This window comes from Acinetobacter sp. NigerLNRRAM0016, assembly GCF_054112845.1.
In genome coordinates this window covers 18,975-35,215 of sequence record NZ_JBSYVT010000015.1, presented here as the reverse complement: position 1 = coordinate 35,215, position 16,241 = coordinate 18,975, and the positions used below count along the sequence as shown (strand labels likewise).

Annotated in this window: 19 protein-coding genes; 4 read left to right on the top strand and 15 right to left on the bottom strand. The window is 43.8% G+C overall.

All coding sequences use genetic code 11. From position 1 onward, the window contains the following. Window positions 1-33: 33 nt before the first annotated feature. Window positions 34-1,293 (bottom strand): D-amino acid dehydrogenase, encoded by a 1,260-nt coding sequence (locus ACWQ4X_RS10915; RefSeq protein WP_457903658.1) that lies wholly within the window; start codon window positions 1,291-1,293, stop codon window positions 34-36. A gap of 141 nt (window positions 1,294-1,434) precedes the next feature. Between ACWQ4X_RS10915 and ACWQ4X_RS10910 the strand changes: the two genes are divergently transcribed. Next, on the top strand, window positions 1,435-1,899 hold the full coding sequence (locus ACWQ4X_RS10910; RefSeq protein ID WP_100242952.1) for an Lrp/AsnC ligand binding domain-containing protein: 465 nt from the start codon (window positions 1,435-1,437) through the stop codon (window positions 1,897-1,899). 106 nt (window positions 1,900-2,005) lie between these two features. Next, window positions 2,006-2,749 (top strand): sporulation protein, encoded by a 744-nt coding sequence (locus ACWQ4X_RS10905; RefSeq protein ID WP_457903657.1) that lies wholly within the window; start codon window positions 2,006-2,008, stop codon window positions 2,747-2,749. A 63-nt stretch (window positions 2,750-2,812) separates the two neighbouring features. On the opposite strand, the gene ACWQ4X_RS10900 is transcribed toward ACWQ4X_RS10905, so the two are convergent. Then, complete coding sequence (locus ACWQ4X_RS10900; RefSeq protein WP_457903656.1) at window positions 2,813-3,457, bottom strand: HAD-IA family hydrolase; 645 nt, start codon at window positions 3,455-3,457, stop codon at window positions 2,813-2,815. A gap of 89 nt (window positions 3,458-3,546) precedes the next feature. Here ACWQ4X_RS10900 and ACWQ4X_RS10895 point away from each other — a divergent pair, with 89 nt between their 5' ends. Further along, complete coding sequence (locus tag ACWQ4X_RS10895) at window positions 3,547-4,314, top strand: hydroxymethylpyrimidine/phosphomethylpyrimidine kinase (RefSeq protein WP_457903655.1); 768 nt, start codon at window positions 3,547-3,549, stop codon at window positions 4,312-4,314. A 48-nt stretch (window positions 4,315-4,362) separates the two neighbouring features. Here ACWQ4X_RS10895 and ACWQ4X_RS10890 read toward each other — a convergent pair whose 3' ends face one another. From ACWQ4X_RS10890 to rpe, 7 genes are all read right to left on the bottom strand, one after another. Next, window positions 4,363-5,016, bottom strand: coding sequence for a nuclease-related domain-containing protein (locus ACWQ4X_RS10890; protein ID WP_457903654.1), 654 nt, complete (start codon window positions 5,014-5,016; stop codon window positions 4,363-4,365). A gap of 19 nt (window positions 5,017-5,035) precedes the next feature. Further along, window positions 5,036-5,518: a methylated-DNA--[protein]-cysteine S-methyltransferase gene (locus ACWQ4X_RS10885; RefSeq protein ID WP_457903653.1), complete on the bottom strand. Its 483-nt coding sequence runs from the start codon at window positions 5,516-5,518 to the stop codon at window positions 5,036-5,038. Window positions 5,519-5,559: 41 nt separating this feature from the next. Beyond that, window positions 5,560-5,877 (bottom strand): DMT family transporter, encoded by a 318-nt coding sequence (locus tag ACWQ4X_RS10880; RefSeq protein ID WP_457903652.1) that lies wholly within the window; start codon window positions 5,875-5,877, stop codon window positions 5,560-5,562. A 261-nt stretch (window positions 5,878-6,138) separates the two neighbouring features. Then, window positions 6,139-7,029, bottom strand: coding sequence for a copper resistance protein B (locus tag ACWQ4X_RS10875; protein ID WP_457903651.1), 891 nt, complete (start codon window positions 7,027-7,029; stop codon window positions 6,139-6,141). After that, on the bottom strand, window positions 7,019-8,833 hold the full coding sequence (locus tag ACWQ4X_RS10870; protein WP_457903650.1) for a copper resistance system multicopper oxidase: 1,815 nt from the start codon (window positions 8,831-8,833) through the stop codon (window positions 7,019-7,021). Before ACWQ4X_RS10870 ends, ACWQ4X_RS10875 begins: the two co-directional genes overlap by 11 nt. 49 nt (window positions 8,834-8,882) lie before the next feature. After that, entirely contained in the window at window positions 8,883-9,359 is a 477-nt protein-coding gene (locus ACWQ4X_RS10865; RefSeq protein WP_457903649.1) for a hypothetical protein, read from the bottom strand. 380 nt (window positions 9,360-9,739) lie between these two features. Then, window positions 9,740-10,426, bottom strand: coding sequence for a ribulose-phosphate 3-epimerase (gene rpe / locus ACWQ4X_RS10860; protein WP_457903648.1), 687 nt, complete (start codon window positions 10,424-10,426; stop codon window positions 9,740-9,742). A 157-nt stretch (window positions 10,427-10,583) separates the two neighbouring features. Here rpe and ACWQ4X_RS10855 point away from each other — a divergent pair, with 157 nt between their 5' ends. Continuing rightward, complete coding sequence (locus ACWQ4X_RS10855; protein ID WP_100242942.1) at window positions 10,584-10,859, top strand: DUF2218 domain-containing protein; 276 nt, start codon at window positions 10,584-10,586, stop codon at window positions 10,857-10,859. A gap of 21 nt (window positions 10,860-10,880) precedes the next feature. On the opposite strand, the gene fghA is transcribed toward ACWQ4X_RS10855, so the two are convergent. The 6 genes from fghA to ACWQ4X_RS10825 form a co-directional block, all read right to left on the bottom strand. Continuing rightward, window positions 10,881-11,717: an S-formylglutathione hydrolase gene (gene fghA, locus ACWQ4X_RS10850; RefSeq protein ID WP_457903647.1), complete on the bottom strand. Its 837-nt coding sequence runs from the start codon at window positions 11,715-11,717 to the stop codon at window positions 10,881-10,883. 14 nt (window positions 11,718-11,731) lie between these two features. Beyond that, a complete protein-coding gene (locus ACWQ4X_RS10845; RefSeq protein WP_374529679.1) occupies window positions 11,732-13,141 on the bottom strand; it encodes a C13 family peptidase in 1,410 nt (469 codons plus the stop codon). 117 nt (window positions 13,142-13,258) lie between these two features. Next, window positions 13,259-14,083 (bottom strand): class I SAM-dependent methyltransferase, encoded by an 825-nt coding sequence (locus tag ACWQ4X_RS10840; RefSeq protein WP_457903646.1) that lies wholly within the window; start codon window positions 14,081-14,083, stop codon window positions 13,259-13,261. Then, on the bottom strand, window positions 14,077-14,901 hold the full coding sequence (locus ACWQ4X_RS10835; protein ID WP_142767885.1) for an undecaprenyl-diphosphate phosphatase: 825 nt from the start codon (window positions 14,899-14,901) through the stop codon (window positions 14,077-14,079). The genes ACWQ4X_RS10840 and ACWQ4X_RS10835 overlap by 7 nt, the downstream gene beginning before the upstream one ends. 12 nt (window positions 14,902-14,913) lie before the next feature. Next, window positions 14,914-15,579: a tRNA (adenosine(37)-N6)-threonylcarbamoyltransferase complex dimerization subunit type 1 TsaB gene (gene tsaB / locus ACWQ4X_RS10830; protein WP_457903645.1), complete on the bottom strand. Its 666-nt coding sequence runs from the start codon at window positions 15,577-15,579 to the stop codon at window positions 14,914-14,916. A gap of 131 nt (window positions 15,580-15,710) precedes the next feature. After that, on the bottom strand, window positions 15,711-16,241 hold the full coding sequence (locus ACWQ4X_RS10825) for a gamma carbonic anhydrase family protein (protein ID WP_457903644.1): 531 nt from the start codon (window positions 16,239-16,241) through the stop codon (window positions 15,711-15,713).

Sequence of the window (16,241 nt, the reverse complement as noted above, 5' to 3'; positions counted from 1 at the left end):
CCTAAAATCTAAATCACTTCCTTATTTCAGGAATTATGCTGCGTGCAAATAACGCTCAATGGATAGACCATCAATGCTGATGTCTGGTTTATGGTTCATCACCAAGTCACTGATTAGCTTGCCTGAGCCACATGCCATGGTCCAACCTAAGGTGCCATGTCCTGTATTCAAGAACAGATTTTTGAAGCGTGTCGCACCAATGATTGGCGTGCTGTCTGGCGTCATCGGGCGTAAGCCTGTCCAGAAAGTCGCATTCGGTAAATCACCGCCTGGGAACAAATCTTTGGTCACCATTTCCAGCGTGCCACGACGGTCATCATTCAGTTTCAAGTTAAAACCGCTTAACTCTGCCATACCACCGACACGAATACGTTGGTCAAAACGGGTAATCGCGATTTTGTAAGTTTCATCTAGAACGGTAGATTGCGGTGCAAATGCAGGGTCTACAATTGGCACCGTCAATGAATAACCTTTGACTGGATAAACTGGTAAATTCAACTCAAGTGGTTTTAAGAAATCACGTGAATAACTACCGAACGCCAACACATAACGGTCTGCAGTCAAGACTTTGCCATTCACCACCACACCTTTGATTTCATCACCTTCAACCACTAAACGTTCTACGTTTTGGTTAAACAGGAAATTTACACCATTGGCTTTGGCAATCTCTGCCAGTGAATTGGTAAACTTGTAGCAATCGCCAGTTTCGTCATTTGGCAGATGCAAACCACCGACTAATTTATCTTTGGCAAAACCCAGAGCAGGTTCTACACGCGCAAGGTCGTCTTTCAATAACAACTCATGCGGCACACCACACTCTTTCAAAACTTGAATATCACGTTGTACCGCTTCTAATTGCGCTTCATTACGGAACACCTGTAATGTGCCTTTTGAACGGTTTTCGTAGCTGATGCCTGTGTCTTTACGTAAGTCACGTAAACAATCACGACTGTATTCCGCCACACGGGTCATACGTTCTTTATTGACTGCATAACTTTGCGCATTACAGTTTTTCAGCATTTGTGCCATCCACTGTAACTGCCACATGCTACCATCCATATTGATGGCTAATGGCGCATGATGCTGGAACATCCACTTAACTGCTTTAAACGGAATGCCCGGTGCTGCCCAAGGGGTCGAATACCCTGGTGAAATTTGACCTGCATTACCAAAACTTGTTTCTTCTGCTGGACCTGCTTGGCGATCCAACACAGTGACTTTCGCTCCCTGCTGCGCAAGATAATATGCACTTGCTACACCAATTACACCACTACCTAAAACGATTACGCGCATTTCCTTTCTCTCACTGATGCCGCCAGTTTATTTACCTAGTATATTTCTACATCAATAGTGAATTTGACTGATTTAATAGGTATAGTTAAGAGATATTCATGAAATTTTCACTAAAGAAAGGCAAAAAACAGAGAAAAGCTTATGCGTAAATTAGACCGTGTAGATCGCCTGATTTTGGATATTCTGCAAATGGAAGGCCGCATTGCGATTAGTGAATTGGCATCTCGGGTCAATTTATCCACCACTCCCTGCTCAGAACGAGTCAAGCGACTGGAACGGGACGGCATTATTACTGGCTATCATGCACGGCTCAATCCTGCCTTGGTGGATCGAAATTTACTGGTATTTTTAGAGATTAAACTCTCCGCAAAATCGGGGGATGTGTTTGACCAAGTGGCACGTGATTTGGTCGAAATTCCTGAGGTTTTAGAGTGTCATCTAATTTCAGGCGAGTTCGATTATCTGGTCAAAGCCCGCTTAAAAGAAATGAGTGCATACCGACGCTTATTGGGTGATTTACTGAAAAAATTGCCCTCTTCCGCTTCATCGCATAGCTATATTGTGATGGAAGAAATTAAAGAAACTTTGTATTTAGATATGCGCTAAGGCTTAGCTGAACTGTGCTAATCTCGAGCTGCTTTATTTTAGAAATCATTTATTTTTCATTTTCTGATCTTTCTTAGTTTTCTGATCTTTTTGGATTTTTTACATCATGTTAAATAAACTCATGTCGAGCTTAGGTCTGCAAGGCATTCAGGTGGACACCCGTCTCCACAACAGCCAATTACAAGCAGGGCAAGTGCTGAATGGTGAAGTGATTTTTAAGGGTGCGGCTTCGAACAAACACATCAATGGCATCTACTTAAAGTTAATGACCAGCGCAGAAGTAGAATCGAATGACTCGGAATACAACACCAATTTGAGCATTGCCGAATGGCATATTAGTGGTGCGTTTGAATTACTTGCCAACCAGACGCATAGCTTCCCGTTTTCAATTCAATTGCCTTTTGAAACGCCATTGACGGACATAACCTGCCGAATGAATAAAACCCGTGTTTGGTTACACACCCATTTAGATGTAGATTGGGGACTAGATGCAACCGATAAAGATTATCTACAAATTAGCCCTACACCCACCATGCATGCCTTTATTCAAGCCATGCAGCAATGCGGTTTACATTTGATCACGGCGGATGTGGAAAAGGGTCAACTGCGTGGCAACGGCTTTTACTCTACCCTTGGCTGCTACCAAGAATTAGAGTTTAAACCTGCACAGTTGTTTAGTGGTATCAATGAAGTTGAAGTGTCCTTCGTCGCAGAACAACATCAAACCCATGTGCTGTTAGAAGTAGATCGTAAATTCCGAGGCGATGGTTTTAAAAGTTTGACCATTCCGCATCAACAGGCCAATCCTGCTGTTCTCGCCAATGAAATCCGCAGAACACTCGGCATTTAAAAATACATAACCCCACTTTGCTATGTACTGAAAAGTGGGGCTACGCTATCAATCACTGCAAAATTAAATCAGGTTCAACAAATCGGCAAAACGTTGAATACGTGCCTTCGGTTGAGCCTGATCCAGTTCGGTTGCAGAACCATAGCCATATTCCACCGCAACGGTTTCAATGCCATTGCTGCGTGCACCGAAAATATCGTGTTCACGGTCACCCACCATCAAACATTCTTCAGGCTTGAGCTGTTCTTTTTCTAAAATATAGGCAATCAACTCGACTTTATTGGTCCGATCGCCATTCAGTTCGCTACCATAAGGATAGTCAAAATATTGCAACAGTTCAAAATGATCTAAAATTTGACGTGCATAGACTTCTGGTTTCGCAGTCGCCAAAAACAAACGATAACCTTTGTTCTTCAAAGCCGCTAAAGTCTGAGCCACATCGTCAAACACATGATTTTCAAATAGCCCAGTGACCGCAAAACGTTCCCGATAGCCAAATAAAGCTTGATCTGCCAAAACATCATTGCTGTCGACATTCAGTAGTTTGGCCAAAGAGGCTTTTAACGGTGGGCCAATAATCCAGTCGATATTCTCCGACTCTGGAATTGGATGCCCCACTTTTGCCAAACCATAACGTGCAGAGGTGGTAATACCCACTTTGGGATCTGTTAGTGTTCCATCTAAATCAATCAATATATTCTTAATCACAACCCGACCCTAAACCCGAAAAATTACGCTCGAGACTTCGCTCAAAGTTGCCTATACTATCGCAAATTTAATGTATTAAGGAAATGTACATGCGCCCTACTGTACTTTGCTTTTCGGGTTTAGACCCTTCTGGCGGTGCTGGCTTACAAGCAGATATTGAGGCGATTGGTCAAAGTGGTGCGCATGCCGCAATTGCGTGTACCGCACTGACGATTCAAAACTCACAACAAGTGTTTGGCTTTGAGGCAACTACGAAAGAATTGCTTTTGGCACAGGCACATGCCGTAGTGGGCGATTTGCCTATTCAGTGCGTGAAATCTGGCATGTTGGGTACAACCGACAATATTGCCGCGTTGGCTGAGTTTTTGCGTGAACATCCTGAGTACCGTTATGTACTTGACCCGGTTTTGGTTGCCAATAGTGGCGGCTCATTGGGGGATCAAGCCACGCTGGTCAAAGCCTTTGTCGAATTGATTCCCCTCGCAACCATCATTACGCCAAACACGGTGGAATTACGCGCCCTCACAGGTGAACAAGACCTCGAAGCTGCGACCCAGAAATTGTTTGAAATGGGTGCCAAAGCGGTATTGGTCAAAGGTGGACATGAACAGACTGCCGACTATATTCGTAATGTTTTATATGTGGATGGTGAATTTGTCGCTGAAAGTCACTGCCCGCGTTTGGCTGGTGAATACCACGGCTCAGGTTGCTCACTTGCCAGCTTTATTGCGGGTCGTCTGGCGATGGGCGATGAACTCAAAATCGCAGTGCAACATGCAGAAACTTGGTTGTTTAGCGTGTTAAAACAAGCTGAAACCCCTGTCCCGAATGGACAGAAAATTCCAAAGCGTTTCTAAAAGGATATACTCACCCCGCAATGACCAAGTGACATTGCGGGGTTATTTTTATTCACCACGATAGGTCTTTAAATTCTCGACATGCTGACGATTGGTTTTCCACGACTTTTCCAGCACTTCTTTTTCAATCCGTAATTGAATCCGTTTTAACTTCATTGGCGAAATAACAGGATCAGCAAAGCTCTTGATGTAATCTGTCCAAGCAGCACCCCGAAACACATTCTGTGGCATCTGGGTTTTAAACTCACAATCGGGCATAAACACCACCACAGAATGAATCAGTGCTGAGTCTAAAATATCCGCCAAAACCGCTTCTAAAACTTTCTGATGCTTATAGTTTTGATGCAAGGGATTTTGAAATTTAAAACTCTTTTTATAGATTTTTTGTGTCCACATTTTTTGACGTTCTCCACCAAAAATCCAACCTTTGTAGTTTTTGGTTTCAATCACAAACACTCCGAATGGACTCAATAAAATGTGATCAATTTGCGTGGTCTGGTTCTGCTCATCAGGCAAAGTACAATCATTCAATAAAATATAATGGTCTTTATCTAAATACAGTTTGACATGGGCACTCACTGCAAACTCTCCCATTTTCCCTTTTAAAAAGGGTTTGAATGCTTTGAATAGAGCAATGGCAATAAACAGTAAGAGTATCCACCCGAATGTGGACCATAGCGGTGCAAAAATCTGTGCAATCATTTTTTACTTAATAATGAGTTTATTGAAGTTGCTCAAGTTTTAAAAGTATCTGTTTATTGTCCAACCCACCCGCAAAACCCACCAATTTTCCACTCGCGCCAATCACCCGATGGCACGGTGCAATAATTGAAATCGGATTCTTGCCATTGGCAGCACCTACAGCACGTACTGCTTTGGGATTGCCCAATTGTTCCGCTATCTGTTTATAACTGCGGGTTTCACCATAAGGAATTTGTAACAACGCTTGCCAGACCTGCTTTTGAAAATCCGTTCCTTCAAAGTCCAAAGGCAAATCGAACTGCTGGCGTGTTCCTGCAAAGTATTCAGCCAATTGTTGCTGCGCTGCGCATAAAATTGGATGATCCTGTTGTTCAACTAATTCAGCTAAACGCACACGCTTTGGATTTTCATTTTGCCAGAGTACTGCTACCAGTGCGGTTTCATGCGCAACCAGTTTCAGTTGCCCCACAGGCGTGGGCATATACATAAATGAAAGTTGCATAGCTTACTCCTGTGCTGCGACATATAGATAAAAAGCAGAAATTAATTGGATGCCACTTTCATCAGCACCAACCCTGAAATAATCAGCACGGCGGCTAGCATACGCAGTGCAGATGCAGGCTCACCCAAAATAAAAATGCCTACCAGAAAAGAGCCGATAACCCCAATGCCCGTCCAAATGGTATAGGCTGTGCCAAGGGGCAGAGTGCGCATCGCATACGCCAACAAAGCAAAACTCAGCACCATAAAAATTAGGGTGATTACACTCGGGATGAAACGTGTAAAGCCTTCAGACATTTTCATGGAATATGCCCAAATTACTTCGAACATGCCCGCCAACACCAACACAATCCAGGCCATTTGCCTTCCTCCAATCAATTAGAGTCAGGTCGTCCTGACGAATTTTCTTGGTGCAAAAACCTTTCAATTTGCCTCAAGGGAGGTCGTTCCTCCTAAAACTGGACTGTATTATATGCAAATTTGCCTCAAAATAGCGCAAATACACATTTTCAAATCTGATTTATCTCCACCATAAAAAAGACCGAGTTGATCCCGAATCTATATCACTAGATACAAAATCAACCCGGTCCATTTAACTAAGATTAAAGCTAAAGATCTTAATTAGAATTTAAAGCGAATCCCTGCACCATAGAGCCAGCCCTGTTCAGAATTAGTAAGCTGCTGCCAAGTTGTTTCCTCATTCCCCTTTTGGTATTCGTAAGACACATCAATAAACGGCATAATCTGCTTACTGATTTCATAGCGGGTTTCCAGCCCTGTCGCAATACGGCTCAGTCCTGTTTTCTTGGCATATTTTGAGTCGTCACTGAAAACCACATCCAGATCCAGATAAGGTTTGAGAATCAGTTTTTGCGTCAATAACAGGTCTCGCTCGGTTTCCAAGCTAAAACGCCATTGCTGATCTTGACCTGCATATAGATAGGCATCCGTTTCAAAGAAATACGGTGCCATACCATGTAAGCCGATAACCGCATCCAGTTGGTTTTCATCCACCTCACGGTTCGGATCATTACGGTACTGAATCCCTGCCTGCGCATCCCAAAAGTCTGAAATCATGCGGCTATAGAGTACCTTGGCTTCGGTCTCGGCACGATGCGATTCGGCTTTGTCACTATGCAGTTTAATAAACAGCTTGTTTTCATCTGTGCCGATGCGGGTTTCCAACTCGGATTTTAAAGTACCTTCACCATCTTCATTACGTAACCACCGACTTTCCAGCGTAGTCGATTGATAAATCTGTCCACCATGCTCTTTGGCATGTGAACTGTGGTCAGCATCAATCTCTGGAGATGACATCACCATAGACTGATGCTGCATCTGACTGTGTTCCATCCCTGCATCCTCCACAGGCATAGTCACTGTCTCCATAGGCATCGACATCGTAGCATGCTCATGTTGATGAACCATCGAATGCTCAGTTTCAGCCCAAGTCATTGAGCTAAGCAGCAAGAGTGATGAGCTGACCGCCATAAAAGAAAATTTAGTGCGCATGTTCAACTCCTTGCTTTGATGGTTGTGTCGTTTGCGTGTTGGCTCCTTGGGCTTGTTGCTCATCAACAGTTGCGACCACCAACTTACTCATCATGCCCGCAGACATGTGATACAGCAGATGACAGTGAATGGCCCATTCACCTAACTCATCAGCAGTCAGTAATGCGGTCACGGTTTTGCCTGGCGGAACAATCAAGGTGTGCTTATTCGGCATATTGGCAGCAGTTTGTCCATTTTCCAGTTGCATAAACATGCCATGTAAATGCATTGGGTGCGCCATCATGCTGTCATTAATAAATTTCAGACGGACACGCTCACCATATTTCACTTGCAAGGGCTGCATGTCGGTAAATTTCTTGCCATTGATAGTCCAGATATAACGCTCCATAGTTCCCCCCAAACGGATTTCCAATTCGCGTTCGGCAGGTCGGGTGTCTTTCTGTGGCTCCAAAGAAACTAAATCCGAGTATTGCAAGGCCTTTTGCCCTTGTGGTGTTGCTGCATTCGCCCAACCTTGCACTGGAGCATTCGTAGGCGATTGGGATTGGTTTGGTGATGATGCAGAACTCATATTCGAATGATCCATGTCTTGCATAGCTGCATGATTCATTTTGGAATGATCCATACCTTGCATGCCCGCATGATTCATTTGCGAGTGATCCATACCTTGCATGCCTACATGATTCATTTGCGAGTGATTCATACCTTGCATGCTTGCATGATTTGAACCATGTCCCATATCTTCCATGGTCAATAATGCACGTGATCGCGGAGTGGGCATCGTAATGGGAGTTTTAGCACTGCCTTCAGGCTGTAAAGTTCCGATTGCAAAACCTGTACGGTCTATCGATTCCGCTTCAATCTGATATTTCGTTTGTTTCGGCTCTACAATAACATCATAGGTTTCAGCCGTGCCAATACGGAATTCATCTACAGCGACAGGCTTGACAGGCTGTCCATCAGCACTAACCACGATCATTTTTAAGTTGGGAATACGGACATCATAAAATGACATCGCGGAAGCATTGATAAAGCGCAAACGCACTTTTTCATTCTGCTGGAATGCACCTATCCAGTTTTGTTCAGGCGTTTTGCCATTCACCAAGAAGGTATAACCCGTGACATCAGACAAATCGGTCTTGAGCATACGCATCTGGTTCCACATGGAACGGTCTTGCCAAGTATTTTTTACGCCTTCACGCTGTGTTTGCTTGAACACATCTGCCACAGTTTCACGCTGATTCTGGTAATACTCTGCCGACTTTTTCAGATTTTTCATGATCTGCTCACTGCTCGACTCATGAAAGTCGGACAGCATCACCACATAATCACGTTGCGCTTGCTCATGCTCTGCAACTGGTTGTTTGCCTTTAGGATAAATCACCAAGGCGCCATAAAGACCATCCTGTTCCTGACCTTTGGAATGCGCGTGATACCAGTAGGTACCATTTTGACGAACTTTAAAACGATAGACAAAATCTGCATTCGGTTTAATGCCTTTAAAACCGTTAAATCCAGGCACGCCATCCATTAAACCTGGCAACAATAAACCATGCCAATGCAATGAAGAGTCCTGATTTTTTAGATTGTTATGTACATGAATAACCGCCTCATCACCCTCTTCAAATTCGAGTAATGGGGCTGGAAATTTTCCGTTCACGGTAATTCGTTTTAACGGTTTCCCTGTAACATTGACCACTCCTTCATCAATAGTCAAATGATATTCTTTGACTGCGGCAAGTGCCCATGAAGATGAGAATAGACATAGCCCAAGCATGAGGCTTTGACGAAATATAATAGACATGACTTATACCTTTATTCATGAAATTAATAAAAATTTGTTTTGAATAAAGTTAAGCTTTGGGCGGTCGAAGAATCTCTTGCCAATAACCAATCAAGTGCTGCGCTGTATAACGGCCATGCAAATTGGTTGCTGGGTCTGATGAAAAATGAAGGAGTGGATCTGCCACTGCGGTATCCAGCCAGACGCTTAAAGTCTGGCAATGCAATTGCGCACAATCAGCACATTGCTTTACAGGCGTACTACTACTCGAATGACTATCGCAGGGCTTTTGTAAATCCATTTGTGCCAGATGCTGTTGATGCTGCATAGGCGCAGCGGCATGGCAATCGGGCTGAGCCTGAGGCACAGTTTGATGCTGCTGATGTTCTGCAACATTTTGCGTGGACGGCTGCTGAACCTCTGACCATTGTTGTTGCATCATTTTTGCATGCATCGGCATGCTTGATGCATAGACAAGACCACTCCACCCCATGACAAAAGCCATCAGGCAAACAAACCAAGATTGTCTGCGGAGCGTAGTGGACACCTTATATACCCTATATCAACAAGGTCAATTCAGCAAAATGCATCTATACAGCATAACCAAGAAATGAGTGTTGCACAATTTTTTCTAACAAATCCCCACTTTCATCTGACATTCAGCCAAATCATTTTTTCGAGATTAATTACTTTTTAATCTGTGTGGTTTTTAAGCCCTGCTGAATAAAACAACAATTTTTTCAAGCAGTAATTGTAATAAAAAAGAGCACAAATGTACTCTTTTTATACATAATAAGTCTAATCTATAAACGCTTGATGTGAAATTGTTTATTGTTTAAACGAGATATCCATAAGGTTATCTACATAGATATCTACAAGCTTACCCACAAAGTTATCCACAACTCGTATAGCATTTATTCACAGGACTTAGACGTTCACTGAACCGACTTTTTCCAATTCAGCACGCATATCATCAATCACAGCTTTATAATCTGGCTTACCAAAAATCGCTGAACCAGCAACAAACATATCTGCGCCCGCTTCCGCAATTTCACGGATATTGGTAGGACCCACGCCACCATCCACTTCTAAACGAATGTCACGACCAGAAGCATCAATGATCTTACGTGCCTGACGCAATTTTTCCAAAGTCATTGGAATAAACTTCTGCCCACCAAAACCTGGGTTCACGCTCATCAAAAGAATTTGATCGACTTTATCCAACACATAGTCAAGATAATGCAATGGCGTTGCAGGGTTGAAAACCAGACCCGCTTTTGCACCACCCGCTTTAATCAACTGTAAAGAACGGTCAATATGCTCAGACGCTTCTGGATGGAACGTAATAATATCTGCACCAGCTTCCAAGAAATCACCAATCATACGATCGACTGGTGAAACCATTAAATGCACATCAATCGGTGCTTTAATGCCGTAGTTTTTTAATGCCTTACAAACCCCTGCACCAAATGTCAAATTTGGAACGTAGTGATTATCCATTACATCAAAATGCACCACGTCAGCGCCCGCTTCTAATACTTTTTCAACATCTTCGCCCAGACGTGCAAAGTCAGCAGATAAAATTGAAGGAGCGATTAAATAAGGCTTAGACATGGGTCAACCTGAGAGTTCATGATTTTAATGCGGATATTATAGCAAACTGTGACTCAGGTCTGTGACATTTCATTTTTGCAACGTTGCGTTGCAATGGACTACTGTTCAAGCGCAGTAAATTTGTTATGGTAAAGGTCCTACATCATGGTCGAAAAAAATGAAAAGCAGCAGTCAAATTGCCACACTAGAATCTGCCCGTATCGCCAAGCGTTTATATAATCACTGGAAACATAAATTTGAAGTGAAAGAATCTGAGCAGCAATTTGAAATTATCATGCCAGAAGCACAGGTAAGCCTGATTCCACAGACGGAATACTTAGCTGTAGAAATTACTGCAGCCGCAGAAAAGCTAGATCATTTAGAAAAGGTGGTACTGGATCATTTAAGCCGTATGGCACAGCAGGAATTTGAAGCAGTATGGCAGCGGAGTTAAAACTCCGCTTTTCAGGCGAACTTATGATTCAAGTTGTACCGCATGGAATTGCAGATGATCATCCATAAAACTTTGAATAAAGTAATAACCGTGATCATAGCCTGCATGCTCACGCAAAGTCAGGGCTTGACCGACTTGCGTACAGGCTTGCTGAAATGCAGCAGGATGTAACTGTGCATAGAACTGATCTTGTAAGCCCTGATCAATCAGAATTTCATTAAACAAGGCGCCTTTCTCACCCACCAAAGCCGTCGCATCATGCTGCTTCCAAACCGATTGATCATTGCCTAAATAGTTTGAAAAGGCCTTTTCTCCCCACGGACATTGGCTTGGTTCGCAAATCGGGGCAAAGGCAGAAACTGATTTGAACTTCTCTGGATATTTAAATGCCAGTGTTAATGCGCCATGTCCACCCATAGAGTGTCCGAAAATACCTACACGATGCTGCTGAATCGGGAACTGTTGCAACACTAAAGTGTAAAGTTCATCCGCAATAAAGCTTTCCATTTGATAATGCTCAGCCCACGGCGCTTGCGTGGCATTAATATAGAAGCCAGCACCCTGACCGATATCCCAATGATCGCCTTGCGCTACTTGATCCCCGCGTGGTGACGTATCAGGCATAATCAAAATCAACCCCAATTGTGCAGCCAAACGTTGCGCATGCGCTTTAATCGCAAAAGTTTCTTCGGTACAGGTTAAACCCGCAAGATAGAACAAGGCAGGACATGCCTCACCGTCAAGTGCCTGAGGCGGCAAGTACACACCCAAACGGCTATCGCCTTTCAGCACGTTGGAATTAAAACGGTAAATACGTTGCTCACCATCAAAACAGCGATTTTGTTGTAATAATTCCATCTTGGTTTCCTTTTTTAGGGTGTATGCGCAACCGCTTGCGCTTGAACGGGTGGAGTCATTGTGGTAGGCGGAAATAGACGCTGCTCGAGTTGTGGCAGCATCAAATCCATATTTTTACCAATCGACCATTGTGGCTCTGAAGGCTCAAAACCTTGAGCACTTTCCCATTGCGCCACAGTGTCTTTGGCTTGTGCAAAGGCATCTTTCATGGAGTGCTGTTCACGCATGGCCTGATCAAAGAAGGCACGTCCAAAATAGGTATAGTCTGCTTCATTGGAACAACCAAAGGATGCGCGATCCGCAGCAGAAGCGGTAATAATCAAGGTATTATCATTCTGTAAGGCAGACACAAAACTACCTGAATAGCAGGCAGAAATCACAATTACTCGCCAGCGAATGCCAGAACGGTCTAAAGCCTCTCTTAACCATTTCGGATCCACCTGCGCCAAATCCAGTGGCGCATTCTCCATCTCAAATTCGTTCTGTAAACCATGTGAAGTCATATAAAGAAACAGTACATCACTCTCACGATTCATTTGTTGCCCAATCCGTTTGAGCGCCAGCTCCATACTGGTACGTGAGGCAATTGGAATTTCGGTGCGTGTCGCTGGATTGTTCACCAAGATCAACGAGCGCCCAAAGGTGCCAAAACGCGTATCAAACTGTTCACGAATGCGTTTTACTTCAGACATAAACACATCTTGGTAACTGGCACCCGCCACGCCCAAGAAATACCAATGAGACTGCGCAAATTCACCATATTCAATGGCTTGTAAATTCTTATTCAATAATCGGCTTTGTGCATAAAAGGCATCTTCGGCAAAAGTTGGGGCAACCTCTTCAACTTTCCAGATTGGTTGGCTTTTGACTGACATCTGCCACACCACCAGCGTAAACAGGGTTGCCAGCATAATCAGCGCACGTTCCCACCATGGCCATTTTAATTCTCGCGCAAAGACCCAGACCACCGCCAAACTCTGCCAAACAAACAGCACCATAAAAATAGTTGGCAGGTAGTCATAAAAGGCATATGGCAAGACATCGATCATGCCCAAATACTGGATTAAACTTTGTAGCAAGGCGATATGGGTGTCCAACACCAGCCACAATAACGCGGGAACCAGCATCAAACGCGGGTTATTCACCCGTTGCGACAGAAAAATCCCGACGATTAACGCAATAAACGGCCATAGTGCATAACTGACTAAACCTTGCGAGTTAAAGTCACCGACTTCACCTGCACCTAGCCAGCTAAATAAGGTATTGGCACAACCACCCAAGATGCCCCAGAAAATCAGCTGTAGGATCGAGGGATGGACAATTTGTAATGCACGTCGCGAACCTAAGAATAGCCACAGTCCCGCCGTTTGGTTGCTTTTAAAATCGTGCCAAAAATTAATGGAGGGTTTGAAATCAATCTTCATAAGGTTTTCAGGTGGCTAGTGCTACTCGCTTCATCGCATAGTTAGTTTATGCTTGATCGGGTTTTTATCAATATTATTTTTCACTATATAACAAATCTTTGCCCAATAATGAAGCAATTATCCTAAGGTCTGATGATCGAGCTGAAAGTAAGCATCAAAACGACAGGCATCGCCCTGCCATTGGGTATCGGGTTGCTGATCATTCAGAAATACTGCCAAACGAGGACGCTTGACCACCACCCGTTTTGCAATCTGTTGAGCCAAGGGTAACAACTGATCGCCCAGATCCATTTCCCCATCTTCAGGTAAAAGCATATGCAGCAATTGCATCTGCTTTTTGACTTGCGCTTGCTTTTTGATAGCCTGCTGATTTTGATCACGTTGTGGGAACATTGGATCTAAATACACCACATCACGATAGTGGGATTGCACAGCACATTGCTTTAAATAATCCGCAGAGTCTGCAAAGACCAAATGAATCCGCGACACAATCGGCGCAAGATAAGCATCTTTCAGTGCTTGCTGCTGACTATCTTCGAGCAAGCTAAACAAAATCGGATGTCGTTCAACCAAAGTTACGGTGGCACCGAGCGTTGCCAACAACAAAGTGTCGTGCCCCAAACCTGCGGTAGCATCAATCAAATTAGGCTTTTCAGCCAAATTGCAAGCACGTGCAATCATCTCAGATTTGAGCGACGCACGTTTCAAACGTGGAATTTCGGCTTGCCAGTCAGGCTGCATTTTCATGCCATTGGCACATAACCACAGTCCAGCTTCATCTACACAAAGTGCCAATTCAGGATTTAAACGTAGAAAACGTGCATTGAGTTTTTCTACGATTTCAATTTGAACGGCAACACCACGTGAAGCGAGCACAGCAGCATAGTGCTGTGCCTGTTCCTGAAACTGGGTTTCCACATATAAGCGCATTACGCTTACCATAACTTCCAACCTGTAAAGGCAAACAATAAAATCACCAAGCCTGAAAGGATGCGATACCAAGCGAAGACCATGAAATCACGTTTCGCAACATAAGCCACCAAAGCACGGATTAAAATTAACGCCGAGATGAATGAAACAATCAGACCAACAGCAAGCACGGTCCAATCTTCGGTGGTTTGGAACACATCATAGCTTTGATATAGATCGAGTAAGCCTGCGCCAACAATGACGGGAATACCGAGAAAGAACGAAAACTCGGTCGCTGCTTTACGGGACACGCCAAGGAACATTGCCCCAATAATGGTGGCTCCTGAACGCGAAGTACCCGGGATTAAAGACAGTACCTGAATCAGACCGATCCAGATCGCCTCTTTATAGCTGATGTTATCCACTTCTTGTGCATTGACTTTCGGTGGATTTCTTTCAATCCACATGATAATCAAACCACCAATAATTAGCCCCATCCCCACGGTAATGTCATTGAATAATAATTCTTTAACCATTTGTCCAAAGGTTAGACCGATAATAATGATGGGAATAGACGCTATAATCAGGTTGAATCCCAAATGACGACCTTTCGGTTCACCCGTGAACATCCCCGTTGCCGCACCCCATAGGCGAGCCCAGTATTCATAAATCACTGCTGCAATTGCCCCCATCTGGATAGCAACCACAAATACATCACTTTTTTCTTTGGTCCAGAAGTTCATCAATTCTGATGCCAGAATTAAATGTCCTGTACTCGAAATGGGTAAAAACTCGGTAATACCTTCAACGATACCCATAATCGCTGCTTTCAGCAGCAGTAAAAGATCCATACAAAATCCTAATTATGATTTGCCTTGTTCTGGAATTTTTTTCCACGCATTATCACGCAAATACACCGGAAGTGCTTGTTCGGCTGCCACCCACTGTTGCTGTTTTGCAGCAACACGAGCAATCTGTGCAATATCTTGTGCGGTTGCCATAATGTCTTTGAATTCTAATGCTTCTGGCTTAATTAAAGCTGAACCTGAACCGACTAAAGTAAATTGAGCAACTTGAGCCGCTTGTTGATAATCTAAAAGCTGTTCTGTATCAACCGCCTGCATAATGCCTTGTTCATTTAACTGAAAACTGGCGATATAGACTTCATTCATGCGGGCATCCAGCACGGCAGTCACGGCAGTTAAACCATGCAGTCGATAAGCAGCTTGCGCCAAAGCTTGTAAGGTTGAAACAGGAATCACGGGCAAATCATGTGACCAAGCCAGCGCTTGCGTCACCGCAGCATTAATACGAACACCGCTAAAAGAGCCCGGTCCGCGACTAAATGCAATCGCGGTTAAATCTGCGGTATTCAGACCGAGTTGAGCATAGCCCTGCTCGACCATCGGCAAAATGGTTTGCGTTTGAGCTTTTGCACGCGTATCCAATTGGAAAAACAGTTCTTGATTTTCATCTACGATAGAAACAGAACACTGTTCATTGGCTGTTTCTAATGCCAGCAATTTCATGCTCAACCTTGCTTCAATTTAATCTTAAAAAACGAGGGCTATGATACTCCACTCATATCTTGGACGCGAGAATTTCCAAGCACAGATACAAAAAAACCAAGCAACTGCTTGGTTTTAAACATGCTATTGAATTAAAACTCAAAAACTTCCAATTGCGTAAACTTCTTATAATGCTCGGCATAATGCAAAGCACTCAGTTTCAACTGGGCTTCAACATCAGCATCTAGCGTTTTCACCACTTTCCCTGGGGAACCCATCACCAAGGAATTATCTGGAATCACCTTACCTTCTGGAATTAAAGCATTCGCGCCAATAATACAATTCTTACCAATCACTGCATTATTCAAAATCACGGCATTGATGCCAATCAAAGAGTTATCGCCAACGGTACAACCATGCAGCATGGCTTGATGCCCAATGGTCACATAATTGCCAATTTGCATGGGAATGCCTGCATCGGTATGTAAAACCGCATTTTCCTGCACATTGGTAAAATCCCCCAATTGAATGCTGCAATTATCTGCACGAATTACTGCACCAAACCAGACACTCACTTGTTGTCCCAATTCCACCTGACCAATCACAGTGGCATTGTCTGCCACCCAGCCATCAAAGGGAGCATGCGTGGCTTTCGGTGCATGTCCTGCAAATTTGTACATCAT

What these genes read in the sequence shown, in the direction of transcription:
- ACWQ4X_RS10915 (WP_457903658.1), bottom strand. Translation starts at nt 1,293, where the DNA reads ATGCGCGTAATCGTTTTAGGTAGTGGTGTAATTGGTGTAGCAAGTGCA.
- ACWQ4X_RS10910 (WP_100242952.1), top strand. Translation starts at nt 1,435, where the DNA reads ATGCGTAAATTAGACCGTGTAGATCGCCTGATTTTGGATATTCTGCAA.
- ACWQ4X_RS10905 (WP_457903657.1), top strand. Translation starts at nt 2,006, where the DNA reads ATGTTAAATAAACTCATGTCGAGCTTAGGTCTGCAAGGCATTCAGGTG.
- ACWQ4X_RS10895 (WP_457903655.1), top strand. Translation starts at nt 3,547, where the DNA reads ATGCGCCCTACTGTACTTTGCTTTTCGGGTTTAGACCCTTCTGGCGGT.
- ACWQ4X_RS10890 (WP_457903654.1), bottom strand. Translation starts at nt 5,016, where the DNA reads ATGATTGCACAGATTTTTGCACCGCTATGGTCCACATTCGGGTGGATA.
- ACWQ4X_RS10885 (WP_457903653.1), bottom strand. Translation starts at nt 5,518, where the DNA reads ATGCAACTTTCATTTATGTATATGCCCACGCCTGTGGGGCAACTGAAA.
- ACWQ4X_RS10880 (WP_457903652.1), bottom strand. Translation starts at nt 5,877, where the DNA reads ATGGCCTGGATTGTGTTGGTGTTGGCGGGCATGTTCGAAGTAATTTGG.
- ACWQ4X_RS10875 (WP_457903651.1), bottom strand. Translation starts at nt 7,029, where the DNA reads ATGCGCACTAAATTTTCTTTTATGGCGGTCAGCTCATCACTCTTGCTG.
- ACWQ4X_RS10870 (WP_457903650.1), bottom strand. Translation starts at nt 8,833, where the DNA reads ATGTCTATTATATTTCGTCAAAGCCTCATGCTTGGGCTATGTCTATTC.
- rpe (WP_457903648.1), bottom strand. Translation starts at nt 10,426, where the DNA reads ATGTCTAAGCCTTATTTAATCGCTCCTTCAATTTTATCTGCTGACTTT.
- ACWQ4X_RS10855 (WP_100242942.1), top strand. Translation starts at nt 10,584, where the DNA reads ATGAAAAGCAGCAGTCAAATTGCCACACTAGAATCTGCCCGTATCGCC.
- fghA (WP_457903647.1), bottom strand. Translation starts at nt 11,717, where the DNA reads ATGGAATTATTACAACAAAATCGCTGTTTTGATGGTGAGCAACGTATT.
- ACWQ4X_RS10845 (WP_374529679.1), bottom strand. Translation starts at nt 13,141, where the DNA reads ATGAAGATTGATTTCAAACCCTCCATTAATTTTTGGCACGATTTTAAA.
- ACWQ4X_RS10840 (WP_457903646.1), bottom strand. Translation starts at nt 14,083, where the DNA reads ATGGTAAGCGTAATGCGCTTATATGTGGAAACCCAGTTTCAGGAACAG.
- ACWQ4X_RS10835 (WP_142767885.1), bottom strand. Translation starts at nt 14,901, where the DNA reads ATGGATCTTTTACTGCTGCTGAAAGCAGCGATTATGGGTATCGTTGAA.
- tsaB (WP_457903645.1), bottom strand. Translation starts at nt 15,579, where the DNA reads ATGAAATTGCTGGCATTAGAAACAGCCAATGAACAGTGTTCTGTTTCT.
- ACWQ4X_RS10825 (WP_457903644.1), bottom strand. Translation starts at nt 16,241, where the DNA reads ATGATGTACAAATTTGCAGGACATGCACCGAAAGCCACGCATGCTCCC.